18 protein-coding genes are annotated in these 16354 nt (G+C 46.7%); 16 read left to right on the forward strand and 2 right to left on the reverse strand.

Translation table 11 applies throughout. The annotated features are described in order from the left end of the window. Positions 1-138 precede the first annotated feature (138 nt). The 3 genes from MKX59_RS11645 to spoIVA all read left to right on the forward strand — a co-directional run bounded on the left by MKX59_RS11645 (position 139) and on the right by spoIVA (position 3078). Entirely contained in the window at positions 139-789 is a 651-nt protein-coding gene (locus MKX59_RS11645; RefSeq protein ID WP_076159337.1) for a hypothetical protein, read from the forward strand. 39 nt (positions 790-828) lie between these two features. Then, positions 829-1179 carry a 2Fe-2S iron-sulfur cluster-binding protein gene (locus MKX59_RS11650; RefSeq protein ID WP_028540631.1) on the forward strand — a complete coding sequence of 117 codons (351 nt, stop codon included), beginning with the start codon at positions 829-831 and terminating at the stop codon, positions 1177-1179. A gap of 420 nt (positions 1180-1599) precedes the next feature. Beyond that, positions 1600-3078 (forward strand): stage IV sporulation protein A, encoded by a 1479-nt coding sequence (spoIVA, locus tag MKX59_RS11655; protein ID WP_023989182.1) that lies wholly within the window; start codon positions 1600-1602, stop codon positions 3076-3078. 331 nt (positions 3079-3409) lie between these two features. Here spoIVA and MKX59_RS11660 read toward each other — a convergent pair whose 3' ends face one another. Then, on the reverse strand, positions 3410-4321 hold the full coding sequence (locus MKX59_RS11660) for an MmyB family transcriptional regulator (RefSeq protein ID WP_023989180.1): 912 nt from the start codon (positions 4319-4321) through the stop codon (positions 3410-3412). A 131-nt stretch (positions 4322-4452) separates the two neighbouring features. On the opposite strand from MKX59_RS11660, the gene MKX59_RS11665 reads away from it, so the two are divergent. The 5 genes from MKX59_RS11665 (at position 4453) to MKX59_RS11685 (ending at position 9920) form a co-directional block, all read left to right on the forward strand. Continuing rightward, complete coding sequence (locus tag MKX59_RS11665) at positions 4453-5385, forward strand: zinc-binding dehydrogenase (protein WP_340858433.1); 933 nt, start codon at positions 4453-4455, stop codon at positions 5383-5385. A 332-nt stretch (positions 5386-5717) separates the two neighbouring features. After that, positions 5718-6833, forward strand: coding sequence for a sugar ABC transporter substrate-binding protein (locus MKX59_RS11670; protein ID WP_023989178.1), 1116 nt, complete (start codon positions 5718-5720; stop codon positions 6831-6833). 66 nt (positions 6834-6899) lie between these two features. Beyond that, positions 6900-8417 carry a sugar ABC transporter ATP-binding protein gene (locus tag MKX59_RS11675; RefSeq protein ID WP_068941596.1) on the forward strand — a complete coding sequence of 506 codons (1518 nt, stop codon included), beginning with the start codon at positions 6900-6902 and terminating at the stop codon, positions 8415-8417. Then, on the forward strand, positions 8414-9400 hold the full coding sequence (locus MKX59_RS11680; protein ID WP_013310733.1) for an ABC transporter permease: 987 nt from the start codon (positions 8414-8416) through the stop codon (positions 9398-9400). Before MKX59_RS11675 ends, MKX59_RS11680 begins: the two co-directional genes overlap by 4 nt. A gap of 247 nt (positions 9401-9647) precedes the next feature. Further along, complete coding sequence (locus MKX59_RS11685; RefSeq protein ID WP_013310732.1) at positions 9648-9920, forward strand: HU family DNA-binding protein; 273 nt, start codon at positions 9648-9650, stop codon at positions 9918-9920. A 71-nt stretch (positions 9921-9991) separates the two neighbouring features. On the opposite strand, the gene MKX59_RS11690 is transcribed toward MKX59_RS11685, so the two are convergent. Then, positions 9992-10285: a hypothetical protein gene (locus MKX59_RS11690; RefSeq protein ID WP_034095056.1), complete on the reverse strand. Its 294-nt coding sequence runs from the start codon at positions 10283-10285 to the stop codon at positions 9992-9994. A gap of 37 nt (positions 10286-10322) precedes the next feature. On the opposite strand from MKX59_RS11690, the gene mtrB reads away from it, so the two are divergent. From mtrB to MKX59_RS11730, 8 genes are all read left to right on the forward strand, one after another. Continuing rightward, positions 10323-10553 carry a trp RNA-binding attenuation protein MtrB gene (gene mtrB, locus MKX59_RS11695; RefSeq protein WP_013310730.1) on the forward strand — a complete coding sequence of 77 codons (231 nt, stop codon included), beginning with the start codon at positions 10323-10325 and terminating at the stop codon, positions 10551-10553. A gap of 98 nt (positions 10554-10651) precedes the next feature. Continuing rightward, complete coding sequence (locus MKX59_RS11700; RefSeq protein WP_254347449.1) at positions 10652-11203, forward strand: hypothetical protein; 552 nt, start codon at positions 10652-10654, stop codon at positions 11201-11203. Between the two features lie 116 nt (positions 11204-11319). Beyond that, entirely contained in the window at positions 11320-12189 is an 870-nt protein-coding gene (locus MKX59_RS11705; RefSeq protein ID WP_028540634.1) for a heptaprenyl diphosphate synthase component 1, read from the forward strand. A 9-nt stretch (positions 12190-12198) separates the two neighbouring features. Further along, a complete protein-coding gene (locus MKX59_RS11710) occupies positions 12199-12927 on the forward strand; it encodes a demethylmenaquinone methyltransferase (RefSeq protein WP_023989173.1) in 729 nt (242 codons plus the stop codon). Then, positions 12920-13792, forward strand: coding sequence for a UbiA-like polyprenyltransferase (locus MKX59_RS11715; protein ID WP_028540635.1), 873 nt, complete (start codon positions 12920-12922; stop codon positions 13790-13792). Before MKX59_RS11710 ends, MKX59_RS11715 begins: the two co-directional genes overlap by 8 nt. Continuing rightward, positions 13792-14451 (forward strand): UbiX family flavin prenyltransferase, encoded by a 660-nt coding sequence (locus MKX59_RS11720; protein WP_013310725.1) that lies wholly within the window; start codon positions 13792-13794, stop codon positions 14449-14451. The genes MKX59_RS11715 and MKX59_RS11720 overlap by 1 nt, the downstream gene beginning before the upstream one ends. Next, the gene (locus MKX59_RS11725; RefSeq protein WP_028540636.1) at positions 14408-15274 is read left to right on the forward strand and encodes a menaquinone biosynthetic enzyme MqnA/MqnD family protein; all 867 of its coding nucleotides are present in this window, start codon (positions 14408-14410) and stop codon (positions 15272-15274) included. The genes MKX59_RS11720 and MKX59_RS11725 overlap by 44 nt, the downstream gene beginning before the upstream one ends. Then, the gene (locus MKX59_RS11730; RefSeq protein WP_340858434.1) at positions 15271-16245 is read left to right on the forward strand and encodes a polyprenyl synthetase family protein; all 975 of its coding nucleotides are present in this window, start codon (positions 15271-15273) and stop codon (positions 16243-16245) included. The genes MKX59_RS11725 and MKX59_RS11730 overlap by 4 nt, the downstream gene beginning before the upstream one ends. Positions 16246-16354: the final 109 nt, after the last annotated feature.

Genomic DNA, 16354 nt, shown 5'->3' on the forward strand with positions numbered 1-16354 from the left:
CGGGAAGGTTCGCGGTTTTTTTTATATTTTGGAGCAGCTAACCTCTTTTTCAGTACACAAAATATCGAACTGCCCTGTCGAACATGTTATAATGATGCCCATCAGGAAACGGAAGGAAAGACAGCAAAGGAGGAAACGATGTTGAAGGAGGCAATATCATCAGTGTTAGTAGACAGGCTTCCTCACAATCTGGCAGTTGCGCTGAGTAGCTTGGCTGAGAGCTGGTCAAAAGTGTCGATTCCGTGGATGCTGGGGGGGAGCTGTTCACTACTTGTGCAAGAAGTTGAACTGGATCGCCTGCCTCGGGACATTGATATTTATGCGGATATTCATGCTGCAAAGCAGCTCCATGCGCACCCCCTGGGTATGAGTATAGATCGACAGCAGGTTGACCGTAGCGGCTCTTACGTTTCATTGCTGAGCCACTATGACTTGGAGGGTTTTCCAGTCGAGTTGGTGGGGGGATTTGAGGTATTATGTGGCGGAGCGTTATACCGCTTAGAGATCGAGCGACTACTTTGGTCGGCTGGGGTTCAGCTTGAGCTGGGGAGTGCTTCACTGCGTCTGATGCCGCTCAGTCATGAACTTTTATTCAATATATTGCGAAATCGACCCGACCGATATAAAGCGATTGCAGATGTTATGAAGCGCGACCCGCGACGTCATATCATTGTACTGAAGCAGCTACTAGTCAGTAATATTTGGAATGAGGAGCAATTGGACAAGCTTGCAGAACTTCTGCCTTGGCCCGAGTTGCATTCCGTCATCCTGATGGGCAATGAAGTATAAGCTGTGTGTGTTAGGAGAAAGACGACTGGAGGACCGTTCATGAATGTGCAGATTATGTTCAAGCCGTCAGGCAGGCGCGTACAGGTCGGTCAGGGTACGTCATTGCTTCAGGCTGCCCGTAAAGCGGGTGTATATATTCCCACTCGTTGTGACGGAAAAGCAGCCTGTCTGATGTGTAAGGTACAGATATCACCGGAATGGGCTGAATTCGCAGGCCAACCCAGCGATGCAGAGCAGCGTAAGCTGGGACCTTTACTGGATGAAGGAATACGCTTATCCTGCCAGGCGCGTGTCCAAGGCGATATGCAGGTAACCGTACCGGAGGATAGGCTTAAGGCGGCTATCAGGCGGCAACTGGAGCGTCAGGCGATGGATGATGAACTGTGGTAATGCCGATTATATCAGGAGAATAAAAAAGGATGGTTTCCGACGACTCTAAACGGTCAGGAGAAACATCCTTTTTTTATTTAGTCTAGCGACGAAGTCATGGGAGAGTCTTGCCCCGCATATATTAGGTGAGTGGACCCAAACGTAAAATATCGTTTCTGCAATGATCGCTGTGTCGTAATCTATTTTTTAAAAAACTAAACATATTTTACGGAGGGGATACATATGATGGTATCAGTCCAAATGCATGTACGAGTTTACGCCGTTTCGCCGATTCCATCAGTCTCCTGAATCTCGGCGGCGGACGACTTCCGGGCATTTTAAAGGCTGTTCTGCCGCATCTGGGATCAAGCAGTTGGTTGAACACGAAGCGGATGCTCTTTAAGCATTTTTCCTTCGGAGACTTTTGAGGAGGGGATTTCAATGGAGAAAGTGGACATTTTTAAAGACATTGCCGAACGCACCGGAGGAGACATTTATCTTGGGGTCGTCGGCGCAGTCCGAACAGGAAAATCAACGTTTATCAAGCGGTTTATGGAGACGATTGTTCTGCCGAACATTACAAGTGAGGCGGACCGTGCCCGCGCCGTAGACGAGTTGCCGCAAAGTGCGGCAGGCAAGACGATCATGACGACGGAGCCTAAATTTGTACCGAATAATGCCGTCCAGATCAAAGTAACGGAAGGACTGGACGTGAATGTACGTCTGGTTGACTGTGTAGGATATGCAGTAGAAGGAGCAAAAGGGTACGAGGATGAAAATGGTCCGAGGATGATCTCCACACCATGGTTCGAAGAACCCATTCCTTTTCAGGAAGCGGCGGAAATTGGTACACGCAAGGTTATTCAGGAGCATTCGACGCTCGGTGTGGTAGTCACTACAGACGGCACGATTGCGGAAATCCCGCGCAGCTCTTATGTAGAGTCGGAGGAACGCGTCATTGAGGAGTTGAAGGAAGTTGGCAAGCCATTTGTTTTGGTTATCAACTCCACGCATCCGCGCAGTGATGAAACACTCCAGCTTCGCAGTGAGCTGGCTGCCAAGTACGATATACCAGTTATGACACTCAGCGCGGCGACTATGACGGAAGATGATGTTACAGGCGTACTTCGTGAAGTATTGTATGAATTTCCGGTGCATGAGGTGAATGTAAACCTGCCGAGCTGGGTCATGGTACTGAACGAAGAGCACTGGCTGCGTAGCAATTATGAAAATTCCGTTCGCGATACGGTTAAAGATATTCGACGTCTGCGTGATGTAGATCGAGTGGTTGGCCAGTTTATGGAATATGAATTCATCGACAGGGCCGGATTGAGCGGGATGAATATGGGGCAGGGCGTAGCTGAAATTGATCTGTATGCTCCCGATGAGCTATATGACCAGATTTTGGTCGAAGTCGTCGGGGTAGAGATTCGCGGCAAGGATCATTTGCTGCAAATGATGCAAGATTTTGCCCATGCCAAACGGGAGTACGACCGCTTCGCCGAGGCGCTGGAAATGGTCAAGACAACGGGATATGGCATTGCAGCGCCGTCATTGTCCGAAATGGCACTAGACGATCCGCAGTTAATTCGTCAGGGCACAAGGTTTGGTGTGCGGCTCAAGGCAACAGCACCTTCCATACACATGATCCGTGTGGATGTGGAATCGGAATTTGCTCCGATTATCGGAACAGAGAAGCAAAGTGAGGAGCTTATGCGCTATCTGATGCAGGATTTTGAGAATGACCCAATCAAAATTTGGGAGTCAGACATTTTCGGACGTTCGCTGCATTCCATTGTACGGGAAGGCATTCAGGGTAAAATCGCTATGATGCCGGACAATGCACGCTATAAGCTGCAGGAAACGCTGGGTCGTATCATTAATGAAGGCTCCGGCGGTCTCATTGCTATTATTCTTTAAGGCTAAGCCACACCCAAAAAAATGTATAAGAGAAATACCGTGGAGAGCAATTGACTCTCTATGGTTCGCAAAAACAAAATATTAGACTGACCTCTAAAACCAGACAGGGGTAGCCATGGACGAGAAAATAAAGCCCTAGACTACCTCTGTTTTTATTGAGCTTTTCGTTTCTCCTAGCGGGATTTAGGTTCAAATGTAACAATCCGATTAATGAGTTTCACAACGTGATTACCCTGGTAGTCATTTTCATATTTGGTCTCTTTCAACGTAGCACCGAGGCTTATTTAATTTGCAATGAACGATTCTTATAATCGATATAGCAATTGACTGGCTATTTATTAAAAGCGTTGTTCTGGCATTCGGCAGGACACCCCAAATATTCAAATACTCTGCGTCCAGGTTCGTCAATCGGTAAGTACACTTCAATTCCAGGATACATGTGGCTGCTTACAGAAAGATGAATTTGCTTGTAGCGAATGGGGGCTAAATCGGCCATGGCTCCCATTCTGGCCAAAATGATTTTAGAGTGCTCAACTTCATTTGATGAGTCCTTTGGCTGCATACTCCAATATTTATTAAGATCGTCGTATTTTCGAAATCTGTCAATTAACTTTTTATACCAATGGTCGTATCGGGAAAACATGTTATACCTTTTGAAAGCTTGTATCCCGTAAATAGCATGAGACTCCCACTCTTCGAACGACTCAGCATCGAAGGTAGAACGGGGACGAATGGAAAAATCGGAGTTAAAATGAAAATCAACTTTATTCAGTTTTCCATTCATAAAAGAATCGGAGGGGATATCAAATAAATGGCGAAACGGCTCATTTAACCCCTTGATATCTAAGGTATGAGTAACGATCATTGCCGGAAATGGCAAATTACTCATGATCTGCTGCGCTTGCTCCAGAGCCAGCTCCAGAGACCGTCCCTCCAATTCGTAATGGATCGGAAGATAATCAGCGGCGAGAAGAAGATCATTGCGCTCATCTGAAGTGCACTCCAGATACTCAGCAATATGGATCATCGTTTGCCGATCCGGTATTCGACGAGACCGTCCAACCAATAGATTTTTATACGTAGGACATGCCTCATCATTAAGCTCCTGCTGAGTAAATCGTTTCAATAACGGGTGAGATAGCTCAGTATATTCCCGTTGACGTTTCATGCGAACAGCTTCAATCTCTCCCAATACGATTTTTAATGTTTTATATTGGAAGTCCTCGTCCTTGTGCATGGTCATCCTTTTTCAATCCTTTTCATAATGAGGTGTAGTTCTACACTTGGTGCAGATGATTCCCTACAGTATACTACATTGTGAAAAAGGTGAGCTATTTACAAGAGGTTCTCAATGATAATCATGGAGGAGATCGTATGGTTCGTGCAATTGTAACAGATCCGTTTGCTTCAGGATTTTTCGCGATAAAGGAAGTTGCCGCCCCACAGGCCCAGCCTTGGGAAGCGATCGTTCAAGTACAGGCCTTCTCTCTTAATCGGGGTGAAGTTGTAGATGCAAGGAATAATGGAAGACAGATCAGACCAGGCTGGGATTTTGCTGGGATCGTCATCGAGCAGGCCAAAGATGGCACGGGTCCGAAACAAGGAAGCCGTGTGGTAGGCCTTCTCCCAATGGGAGCATGGGCCGAACAAGTTGCTGCCCCTACTTCATTACTGGCTGAATTTCCCGATGATATTACCTTCGCCCAGGCTGCTACTTTACCGGTAGCCGGTCTGTCAGCGCTCTATACGCTTAGAAAAGGAGGAATGCTGCTCGGTAAGCGGATATTGGTAACTGGCTCGACTGGCGGAGTGGGGATTTTTGCACACCAGCTAGCAGCGCAATCAGGAGCTTTTACAGTAGGTGTAGCCAGAACAAAGGAAAAGGCTCTACTTGTTCAAGAGGCTGGTGCTAATGAGGTTGTCGTTGGAGATACGGCGATTTTATCGGTTGATACATTTGGACCTTATCATCTAATTTTGGATTCAGTAGGTGGTGATACGCTAGCTGCATTACTACCTCAGCTTGTGCCAGAGGGGATATGTGTATCTATGGGACATTCGTCCTCACCTTACGCAACGATTAATATCAGGGGCTTAGGGGGTAGGACCTTGTATAGCTTCTTTCTAGGAGAGGAGATAAATCGCTATTCGCCAGCGGAAGATCTGAAATTACTAGGTGAGCTTGTTTCAAAAGGCCAGTTAGTACCAAGGATCGAAGTGGAGGCATCGTGGAAGGAAATTGGAACTATTGCCCAACAACTGATAGATCGGAAGTTTTCTGGTAAAGCAGTGCTCCAAATAAGTTAGATGGGAGCGTCCTCATATTGAAAATGACAAGGAGATTGATCTCCAGGCTAGTCTCCGCTCATGATGTTCACATTTTAAGCATAAGCAAAAATCGACCCTGTGGCGTACCCTGTCAAATAGAGAACTAAAAAGACACCTCTATGCAGCAACCGTTCCCCGTTATTCAATCGGGGGCGGTTGTTTAATTTTTTTGTGGAATTGTCGTATTTTGTCATATGTAGTCGGGATTTTTTCAATATTTCATAAAACCTATTTACATACTTGGTTTAAAGCGATATATTAAGTATCAAATTTGAATTATTTTGTGGATTGAACGAGGGGGAAATGAAATTATGAATATCCAAAAAGAGCTCCAAAGAAACAAAAAGCTAGGGCTGGGGGCTATCATGCTACTGGTGCTGGTTTTGCTGGTCACTGCATGTGGCGTGCCGAAAACAGAGAGCGGCACTCAAGGGACAAGCACTGAGGGATCGAATACAACAAACGGAAAACCGGACAATTTAAATCTAAAGGGTAAACGGGTTGCGTTGATCATGGAGTTTAACACGGGCACATTTTCGCAACAGTATGTTCAAGGTGTGGAAGAGGAAGTTAAGAAATTCGGCGGTACGCTGACTAAGTTTGTGGCAGATAACGATAAGGCTAAAATGGCTTCTCTGCTTGATAGTGCGATTAACCAGCAGTTTGATGTCATTTTGACTGATCATGGTGATGCATTGCTGGAGACAGGGCTGAAAAAAGCAATTTCCCGCAATATTCCGGTTATCGTGTTTGATGCTGCCGTCAATGTTCCGGGTGCGGTAGTGCTCTCACAGGATGACCAAAGCATGGCTGAGCTGACGCTGGAGCAAATGAAAAAGGATATCGGTGGCAAAGGCAACATTGTGAAAGTATGGGTTGCCGGATTTGCACCGATGGAACGTCGTCAGGTTGCTTATGGTGCATTTTTGAAATCCAATCCAGATATTAAAGAAATTGCGACTTTTGGTTCGGCTCAGAATCCTGCGTTGGATACGCAAGCCAAAATGGAAGCTGTATTAAAGCAATATCCTAAGGGCGAAATTACAGCCGTCTGGGCGGCGTGGGATGAGTTTGCCAAAGGTGCAGCCCGTGCCATCCAACAAGCGGGACGTACGGAAATTAAAGTCTACGGCATTGACATGAGCGACGAGGACTTGCAAATGATCCAGGACCCGAAAAATCCTTGGGTGGCCTCGGCAGCCGTAGATCCAACAGATATCGGGCGCGTACAAGTGCGCTATGCATATCAGAAGCTGCATGGGGATAATCCGGAGGAGAAAGTCGTACTGAAGGCTGTATATGTGCAACGCGAAGCGCTGCCAGATAAGCAAATTTCCACATCCGAGCTGTCCCAATATGTGAAGGGATGGGGCCAAAGCGAGCAGGGCTATAAGGATTGGATGAAGGAATATGAAACGTCCAAATAAAATGTTTGCATAACGCAAAGGCGCGCTTCGGCGCGCTTTTATCATAAGCAGGCGTGAGGGGGCACCATGAGTTCACAAGTATATACATTGGAAATGAAAAAAATCAGCAAACAGTTTGCTGGTGTAGATGCGCTGCGAGCTGTGGATTTTACGGTGCAGGGTGGCGAAATTCACGCTCTGCTGGGCGCCAACGGGGCAGGGAAAAGCACATTGATGAAGATTTTGTCCGGTGCGTATCGTTCCGATCAGGGAGCTATCGTAGTTGGTGGGAAGGAACTGAACATTAGTTCACCGTGGGAGGCCAAAAGGGCGGGAATTCACTGTGTGTATCAGGAGGTCGATTCAGCGCTTGTACCTCAGTTAAGTGTCGCTGAAAATATTGTAATGGACGATTTATCTGCACCTGATGGTCGATGGTGGGCTGCACCGGGTTCTATGCGCAGACGAGCGCGTGAGGCATTAGCACGTCTGGAGGTAGATATTGACGTAAGACGATATGTGTCTGAATTGACGTTGGCAGAAAAACAGCTTGTGCTTATTGCACGCATTCTGACACAGCAAGCAAATACCATCATTTTTGATGAGCCTACGGCGCCGCTCAGCGAGGAAGAAACGCGACGTTTGTTCCGCACAATCCATACACTCAAGGATGAGGGAGTTGCATGTATCCTCATCACACACCGATTGCCGGAGGTTATCGAACACAGTGACCATGTTACGGTGATGCGTGATGGTGAGCGCGTGTTCACGGGGCCTGCCTCTGATTTAAGTGTAGGCGACATCGTAACGCATATGCTTGGGAAAACATTTGAAGAGGAGTTCCCAAAAACAGAGGCACCGATTGGTGAAACGGTATTGGAAGCGAAAGGGCTTCACAAAGGCTTACGAGTGCACGGCGTTGATTTACAGGTCCGATGTGGTGAAATTCTCTCTATTGTGGGTTTGGTTGGTGCAGGCAAGACAGAGCTGTCACGACTTCTTACAGGAGCAGACAAGCCGGATAAGGGAGAGCTGACCTTTAAAGGTCGCTCCATTCGATTGAGAGAGCCAGCGGACGCGGTAGCTCAAGGAATTGTGTCGATACCTGAGGAGCGGCGTAAGCAGGGGGTGCTAATTGAGGAGAGTGTGGAAAGAAACCTCAGCCTTCCGCTTTTGGGCAAACTGAGTGTCCTTGGTTTCATCAGTCGGCATAAAGAACGAAATAACGGTAATGGGATTGTCGCCTCTCTCGGTATTAAGACGCCATCGCTCCGCCAGAATGTTAAATATTTAAGTGGTGGGAATCAGCAAAAAGTTGCGATTGGAAAATGGTTACATTCTGGAGCGGATGTATTTGTTTTTGACGAGCCAACCAAAGGTGTAGATATAGGGGCAAAAAGTGATATTTTCCGTATCATTGGCGAGTTGGCGGAGCAAGGAAAAGCGATCATTTATCTAACCTGTGAATTTGCTGAAGGGATTGGCATTGGTGATCGGATTGCAGTGATGTATGATGGCAAAATTATAAAGGAATTTGCGCGGGGCGAAGTGGAACAGGAACAGCTTCTGTTGTATGCCAGCGGCGGTGAAGAGGTGCATTCATGAAGGAAAAATGGTTAAACGTCTCATTTCGTTACGGTGCCGTAGTTGTCATTATAGGTGTGTTAGCGTTTTTTTCATCTACATTACCTTATTTCTGGACGTATGATAATTTAATGGACATTCTTGGCTCAATTGCCATTGTGACTTTCGTTGCCATTGGTGTGACGTTGTCACTTATTGTGGACGGTTTTGACCTATCGGTGGGAGCTACAGTATCTTTGACAACGGTCGTTTCAGCTTCTTTGATGGTCTGGTATGAGCAGCCTGTTGCGGTGGTCATTATTGTGTCTCTGGTTGTCGGTGCTTTGGTAGGACTGTTGAATTCATTACTGATTATTAAACTGCGTATTCCTGATTTGCTCGCAACCCTTGCAATCATGTATATTGTAAGCGGGATTCACAAAACGTACGCCCAGGGCTATACCATATACAATCATATGCAGTTTCCCGATGGCAGCAAGGCGCCGGGGGAGATATCTCCTGCATTTCTTTTGCTGGGGCAAGGTAAATGGTTGGGTATCCCGATTTCAGTTATTTTACTGTTGCTGGCTGTGGCAGCGGTGCATGTCTTCTTGACCTATACAAAGCATGGGCGTCAAATGTATGTAACGGGTGGAAATGAGGAAGCTGCTCGTCTGTCGGGCATACGGGTAAAAAAAGTCCGTACTCTAGCCTATGTTGCTTCAGGCGTATTTGCGGCGATTGCCGGTATTTTGTATGCCTCGCGAGTAGGCTCAGGCCAAATTGACGCGGGGTCCCCCTTGCTGATGGAGGCGGTAGCTGCAGTATTCGTCGGTTTTTCGGTCTTTGGTGCTGGTAAACCCAATGTCATTGGTACATTTATTGGTGCAGTGTTGATCGGTGTGTTGGTTAATGGACTAACGATGATGAATGTGCAATATTTTGCCCATGATATTGTCAAAGGAGTAGTGCTGGTACTTGCGCTGGCCGTTACTTTTTACGTGTTAAACCGTCGTCGTACTTGAAATTGTCTGTGGACTGTATTACTATAAACCTTGTTCCACGCAAGAAGGGTGCCATAAAACGCCAGTTTCGGCCTATATTGCGGAGGTTAGGTATATTCTATGTATATTTAACGACGAAACGGAAACAGATGATAACATTATGGAAGGCAGTACGCCGCCCGGGTTATTTTATACAGGCGACCTCATATCGGTCATTAACACCGATAACCTTAATGCTGGACTACACTTGAATTGGGAGGTGAATATTATGAATAAAACGGATTTGATCAATCAGGTTTCTGAAAGCACTGAATTGTCCAAAAAGGACGTAACCAAAGCAATCGATGCAGTATTTGAGGCGATCTCTGGAGCGCTGCAAAGCGGAGATAAGGTGCAACTGGTAGGTTTCGGGAACTTTGAGGTTCGTGAACGTTCCGCACGTAAAGGACGTAACCCGCAAACAGGAGAAGAAATCGAAATCCCTGCGAGTAAAATTCCGGCATTTAAACCGGGTAAAGCGCTCAAAGACGGAATTAAATAAGATTTCTTACATATTCCCAATGCGCTGAAAAGACCGTGAATTTGATTCACGGCCTTTTCTTTTTGTCCTGTTTACTTCGTGGTAGAGGTGCTATGGACTGGAGAAGAGGAAGCTGTTCTGCCGTTTCGCGAGGCATAAGCGATCAGCACTAGGGGTTCACCTGTTAGCTCAGCAAATTCATGCTCCAGCTGTTGAAGTCGTTCGATTTGGGCAGGACTGAGATTGGCGGGAAGATAGTTTTTCATCAGATCCGTTCCTTTCTTTAATGGATGGGACTGCACGGATAGTATGGCTCGGGACACGCTAATTGTTGCAGGTAGCGAAGGAAGCATGTAGTTGACAAAACAAGCTTGAATCTCCATCATAAAAAGTATAGCTTCGGCTCTCAGGGAGGAAAAGGACATGGAAGATAATGTGACGGGTAGTAGTGAGTACGTCGTAATTAAAGCGAAAAGCAACGGATGTCAGGTTTTTGGTCTGACCAGAGGTCAGGATACACGCTTGCATCATTCAGAAAAATTGGACAAGGGCGAAGTACTGATCGTCCAATTTACGGATCATACTTCTGCTATTAAAATTCGCGGCAAAGCCGTTGTGATGACCAAGCACGGGGTAGTAGATACGGAGGATTAAAATGCAGGCATAGCCTGCTTTTTTTTGTTGTAGAATGAGAGTGAGGACCTTTACCGTAGCAAACCCACATTATGAGGTAGAGGTCAGGGGAGGCTCTGATGAAACCTTGGATTGTATTCGGTGGCTCCATTCTCATAACCATCGCAGCAGCTGTGTTGCTGCCGTCCTTACAGGTGCTGGACTCAGGAACCGCAGCAGTTCGCGAGACACAGGCGACGATTTCGCCTCAGCAACGGGTGCTGCTGTCGGATGACAATCTGGTGGATACGCTGAATGAGCTGCCGTTGACCACACCGATTGCAAGCGCAAGCTGGGAACATTCAGTCCTGACCCTGGATGTCAAGCTGTCTAAGGAAGAAACTGCCCCACTAGAGATTTATCAAAACATGGCGGAGCTTGCCGCTTTTAGCTTTTACGGAACGACGAATGTACGGCAATTGCTGCTTCGGGTGGTGACACAGGATGAATGGTCAGGAGAACGTCATTTGCTGCTTGCATCCGATATACGCCGGAACGAGTGGACGAACGAGGCATTGGAACAGCTGAGAAGCCGGGAAGGCGCGGAATTGCCAGAGGATTTGAGGTCCCGTTTCCGCATTACGGTAACGCCCATGTGGCAAAACAGGTTTAACGGTGTATATACAGATTAGATGTTTCTGCCGGTGGACCTACAGTACTTTAGTCGCGAATCATTTTAAATTGTGATATAATATAAGGCATTGCAATTATTTGAGTATAGCAGAAAGTCATGTCTCGGAGGCTTAGGATGAAACCGTATCGCGTACCCCAATTAGCAAGGAAATATGTGGAATACGACATGATTCAACAACATACGGAAATGCCGGCTTTTCCTGACAGCCGTACCCGTTTGATGTTTGTGTTTTTGAACCGGAATGCGCAGGAGCTGCATGCCAGTGAGGACGAACTGTACGCATTGGTAACCTCGCTTGTGCAGATGGGGCTGGATACGCATGATATGATTGATACTTTATCCGGTATACGGAGCCCGGAGGAGATGCGTTCCAGACAGCTGAAAGTGTTAGCTGGGGACTATTTTAGCAGTCGTTTTTATCAGCTGCTTGCACTGGCAGGCCGCATCACGGCCATTTCGAAGCTGAGTGATGCTGTATGTGAAGTGAACGCAGGGAAAATGAATCTGTACTGGGGAATGAAGCAATTCCGATTGGATGCAACTCAGTATTTAACTCAGATGGTTCGTTTCAAAAAGGAGCTTTTTTTATCATTCACTTCACTTGTAGCAGAACAGGATCAGGAAATTTGGAAGCAGCTTCTCAACAAATTTGCCCTCTGTGATACCTTGGTGGAGGAATGGGGCAAGCGGGCAGAACCGGACAAGTCCCGTTTCGGATATATGTTCTGGCATATTTATGGTAACGGGGACCGGAACGAGCAGGCATTGCTTTCAGGGAGTGGTACTGACACTGAAGCATGGCGTAAGCTTGTTCTGAAATACAAAGCCGAGGATGCGATACTGGACAAGCTTCGCACGGCTGTTACACACATCAGGCATATCCTGTCAGATGATCAAAATACAGGGATCGAGGAATTTGAACGCATGCTTGAGCCTTTCCAGAAGCTGCTAAATAGTCCGCACCCAGTTGTGAGGGAAGGTTAGGTGAACGTGATGGGATCAAGCGACACCAAGCCGAAAGAGCAATTTGTTCATGGTGTGTTTGAAAGCATAGCAGGTAAATACGATTTGATGAACGATATACTGAGCTTTCGCAGACATAAGGCTTGGCGGAAATTTACGATGAAAAAAATGAACATGCATCGCGGCGATACGGCAATTGATCTTTGCTGTGGTACATGTGATTGGACGCTTGCGATGGCACGAGCAAGTGAAAGTGGTCACATCGTAGGACTCGATTTTAGTCAGAACATGCTCAATGTTGGCGAGCGTAAGATTACATCAGAATCCCGTGAAAAGCAAATTAAGCTTGTTCAAGGCAACGCGATGGAACTACCTTTTGAAGATAATTCATTTGATTATGCGACGATTGGTTTCGGTCTGCGCAACGTGCCTGATCTGCGCCACGTGTTACAGGAGATGCAACGAGTCGTCAAACCTGGCGGGCAGGTCGTATGTCTGGAATTGTCCAAACCTACTTGGCAGCCGTTCAAGGGAATTTACTACACATATTTTCAACACATCTTGCCCATGCTCGGCAAATTGTTCGCCAAACGTTATGAGCAGTATAAATGGCTCCCTGATTCGTTGGCGCTTTTTCCAGGAAGGGATGAGTTGGCTGGCATCTTCCGTGAAGTCGGATTGAAGGATGTTCAGGCTCATTCTCTCACCGGAGGCATTGCGGCATTGCACATTGGAATCAAGGAGAGTCAGCATGTTTAAGAAAATTGCTATTTTTTTGGAAATGATTAAAATTGAACATACGTTATTTGCGCTCCCATTTGCATTCATGGGGGCTGTATTGGGGTCTGTTATCGTGACAGGCAACCTTCCCTCTTGGCCGCAGATCGGCTGGATTCTGCTAGCTATGGTTGGCGCACGTAGCGCGGCTTTTGGCTTCAATCGTATGATTGACCGGGTGATTGACGGGAAAAATCCGCGCACAGCAGGACGCGCTATCCCGGCGGGGTTGCTCAAATCGAGCGAAGTGGTGATTTTCATTATCGTCAGTTTGGTGTTGTTATTCTGGGCATCATTCAAGTTAAGTCCGCTGGCGTTCAAGCTGTTCCCGCTGGCCTTTTTTATGCTCGTTTTTTATTCTTACACCAAGCGTTTCACTTGGCTTTGCCATATTGTACTTGGTCTGACCATTGGTTTGGCGCCACTCGGCGCGTGGGTTGCAGTAACGGGACAAATAGATTTGACCGCTATCGTACTATATCTCACGATTGCATTTTGGACGGCGGGATTTGATGTAATTTATGCTTGTCAGGATATAGATTTTGACCAAAACGAAGGAGTTTATTCTATTCCTGCCCGTTTTGGTGTAGCAGGTGCGTTGAACATCGCTCGGGCATTCCACGTCATTACGGCAATCGGATTTATTGTATTGTTCTTTATTGCAGATTTAAGCTGGTGGTATCTGGCGGGCATGATTATTTCGTACATTATTTTATTTTATGAACACTATATCGTATCTCCAAAAGATTTGAGTCGTTTGCAGACGGCATTCTTTACTATGAACGGTGTACTTAGCACTGTCGTGTTTGCCTTTACACTGATTGATTTGGTGGTGCGTCAATACTAATGAATAATCAGGTGAGCGGACATCAAGGCAAACGAATCGTTATTGGCATTACAGGCGCGAGCGGAAGCATTTATGGTGTGCGACTGGTAGAGACTCTGCTGGACTTGCAATACACAGTTCACCTGATCGTTTCCAATGCTGGCTGGCGGGTTTTGAAAGAGGAGTTGGGCTGGAATGTGACTGACCGGGAAGGGGCTTTGAATGAACAATTCGGAGGCCGTCCCGGTTCTCTTGTATACCATCCGTTCACAGATATTGGAGCTTCGATTGCGAGCGGCTCTTATTTGGTGGATGCGATGATTATTATGCCATGCTCGATGGGGACGTTGTCAGCAGTAGCACACGGTTCGTCCGATAACCTCATGGCGAGGGCAGCGGACGTGATGATGAAGGAAGGGCGTCCGCTGATCCTTGTGCCTCGTGAAACGCCTCTACATGCCATTCATTTGGAAAACATGCTTAAGCTTGCGAGACTCGGCGTCAAAATGATTCCGGCTATGCCGGCTTTTTACTTTCATCCGAAGACGCTGGATGATATTGTGCTGTTCCTCGTAGGCAAAGTATTGGACAGCTTGCGTATAGAACATCAACTGTTTACGAGATGGGGGGATTCCGATGCCGACGCCGGACACCAAGACAATCACAATCGGAAAAATTAAATATACAAACGCTTGGCCTATTTTTCATTATTTTAATCCTTCTGAGCTTCTCCATTCGGCGGAGATGGTTTCTAAAGTTCCGGCTGAATTGAATCGAGGTATGCTGAATGGGAGTTTGGATATCAGTGCGATGTCCTCATTTGCGTATGCATCGGGTGCTGAGGAAATGCTATTGTTGCCGGATTTATCCGTCAGTGCAGATGGTCCTGTGCAATCCATTTTACTATTTTCACGCAAGCCGCTGGACGAAATCAAAAACGGAACCATTGCACTAACGAATACGTCTGCTACATCCGTGAATTTGTTGAAAATTTTGATGCAAAAGGCATGGGAAGGTCAGCCTTCCTATTTTGACTGTGAACCGGATCTTGACTTGATGCTGGAACAGGCAGATGCAGGGCTGCTGATTGGAGATCACGCGATTAAGGCATCTTGGCGAAGCGAAGGTCTGTATGTTACGGACCTCGGAGAAGAGTGGAAGCGCTGGACGGGCTATAGTATGACTTTTGCTGTATGGGCAGTACGACGTGCTGTTGCTGCTCAAAATCCCGCGGCGGTGGCTGAAATTGCAAGTGCGTTCCGCGTAAGCAAGCAGCGTAGTCTGTCGGACCTGACGCCTGTTATTTCTGAAGCATGCGAGGAAATTGGAGGTCTGCGAGATTATTGGGAGCGCTACTTTACTAATCTGTGTTATGATTTTGGAGAGAAGCAACAACAAGGTTTAGAGCTTTATTTTCAGTATGCGCATGAACTGGGGCTGCTTGACCGACGAGTGAAGCCGCTTCTCTGGAGTGACAATACGCTGACACGGGTGAAAGAATGAAACGATTGGATTTGTTCGGTTTATTAAAGAAGGATATGAACTTTATAGAAGAAGAGTTGTATCGCAGTATCGACAGTACGGAGCCGTTGATTAATGATACGTCGCTTCATCTGCTTAAAGCAGGGGGCAAGCGTTTGCGTCCCGTATTTGTATTGCTGGGAGGCAAGTTTGGAGAATATGATCTGGACAAGCTCAAGCGTATAGCGGTACCTCTGGAACTGATTCATTCTGCCTCTCTCGTTCACGACGATGTGATTGACGATGCGGAAATGAGACGCGGTCAACCCACCGTGAAGTCCAAATGGGACAATCGGGTGGCTATGTACACCGGAGACTACATATATGCACGTGCGCTGTCTATTGCTGCTGGACTGCCGAATCCCGACATTCACAGGGTACTGTCTAAAGCGCTGGTACAGATGTCCATTGGTGAAATGGAACAAATTCGTGATTTTTTTAATGTGGATCAGAGTGTGCAGAATTATTTGCTTCGCATACGGCGAAAAACGGCATTGTTGATTGCGGTTAGTTGCCAGCTGGGAGCTATGGCTGCAGGGGCACGAGAAAGTGTCAATTCCCTGCTGTACAGCTATGGCTATAACGTAGGTATGGCTTTTCAAATTCAGGATGATCTGCTTGATCTGTGTGGCACGGAAAAAAAGATTGGCAAGCCGCCGGGCAGCGATATGAGACAGGGGAATATTACGCTTCCGGTGATTTATGCGCTTGAACAGCCTGAGTTGCGTGCCGATCTACTGGCTGAAATCCGCCGCATTCAGGATGGAGATGGGCAAGGAGACGCACGCAAAGCGGTGGATATGATCAAAAAAAGTGAAGGAATCGCTAAAGCTGAAATTCTCGCCGACCGATATATTAATAAAGCGCTAAACGCGCTGGACTTACTACCAGATGTCAAAACAAAAAAGACGCTACGCGATATTGCTCATTTTGTAACACGCCGCTCCTACTAAAGTTGTGTTTTGGGTTTGCTGTGACAAAATGCTTTAACCGGTTCCAAGCTTTCTGTTACAATACAGTTTAGTACTGTATAAATACATTAGATTGGATTGGGAGTGAGCC

Origin of the sequence: Paenibacillus sp. FSL R7-0340 (assembly GCF_038002205.1) — a bacterium.
In the GTDB taxonomy this organism is placed as follows: domain Bacteria; phylum Bacillota; class Bacilli; order Paenibacillales; family Paenibacillaceae; genus Paenibacillus; species Paenibacillus polymyxa_B.

Excerpts from the sequence above, each read along its gene's own strand:
- MKX59_RS11685 (WP_013310732.1), top strand. The coding sequence starts at position 9,648 with ATGAATAAAACGGATTTGATCAATCAGGTTTCTGAAAGCACTGAATTG.
- MKX59_RS11720 (WP_013310725.1), top strand. The coding sequence starts at position 13,792 with ATGAATAATCAGGTGAGCGGACATCAAGGCAAACGAATCGTTATTGGC.
- MKX59_RS11730 (WP_340858434.1), top strand. The coding sequence starts at position 15,271 with ATGAAACGATTGGATTTGTTCGGTTTATTAAAGAAGGATATGAACTTT.
- MKX59_RS11725 (WP_028540636.1), top strand. The coding sequence starts at position 14,408 with ATGCCGACGCCGGACACCAAGACAATCACAATCGGAAAAATTAAATAT.
- MKX59_RS11660 (WP_023989180.1), bottom strand. The coding sequence starts at position 4,321 with ATGACCATGCACAAGGACGAGGACTTCCAATATAAAACATTAAAAATC.
- MKX59_RS11690 (WP_034095056.1), bottom strand. The coding sequence starts at position 10,285 with ATGATGGAGATTCAAGCTTGTTTTGTCAACTACATGCTTCCTTCGCTA.
- MKX59_RS11645 (WP_076159337.1), top strand. The coding sequence starts at position 139 with ATGTTGAAGGAGGCAATATCATCAGTGTTAGTAGACAGGCTTCCTCAC.
- MKX59_RS11680 (WP_013310733.1), top strand. The coding sequence starts at position 8,414 with ATGAAGGAAAAATGGTTAAACGTCTCATTTCGTTACGGTGCCGTAGTT.
- mtrB (WP_013310730.1), top strand. The coding sequence starts at position 10,323 with ATGGAAGATAATGTGACGGGTAGTAGTGAGTACGTCGTAATTAAAGCG.
- MKX59_RS11650 (WP_028540631.1), top strand. The coding sequence starts at position 829 with ATGAATGTGCAGATTATGTTCAAGCCGTCAGGCAGGCGCGTACAGGTC.
- MKX59_RS11705 (WP_028540634.1), top strand. The coding sequence starts at position 11,320 with ATGAAACCGTATCGCGTACCCCAATTAGCAAGGAAATATGTGGAATAC.
- spoIVA (WP_023989182.1), top strand. The coding sequence starts at position 1,600 with ATGGAGAAAGTGGACATTTTTAAAGACATTGCCGAACGCACCGGAGGA.
- MKX59_RS11675 (WP_068941596.1), top strand. The coding sequence starts at position 6,900 with ATGAGTTCACAAGTATATACATTGGAAATGAAAAAAATCAGCAAACAG.
- MKX59_RS11700 (WP_254347449.1), top strand. The coding sequence starts at position 10,652 with ATGAAACCTTGGATTGTATTCGGTGGCTCCATTCTCATAACCATCGCA.
- MKX59_RS11715 (WP_028540635.1), top strand. The coding sequence starts at position 12,920 with ATGTTTAAGAAAATTGCTATTTTTTTGGAAATGATTAAAATTGAACAT.
- MKX59_RS11710 (WP_023989173.1), top strand. The coding sequence starts at position 12,199 with ATGGGATCAAGCGACACCAAGCCGAAAGAGCAATTTGTTCATGGTGTG.
- MKX59_RS11670 (WP_023989178.1), top strand. The coding sequence starts at position 5,718 with ATGAATATCCAAAAAGAGCTCCAAAGAAACAAAAAGCTAGGGCTGGGG.
- MKX59_RS11665 (WP_340858433.1), top strand. The coding sequence starts at position 4,453 with ATGGTTCGTGCAATTGTAACAGATCCGTTTGCTTCAGGATTTTTCGCG.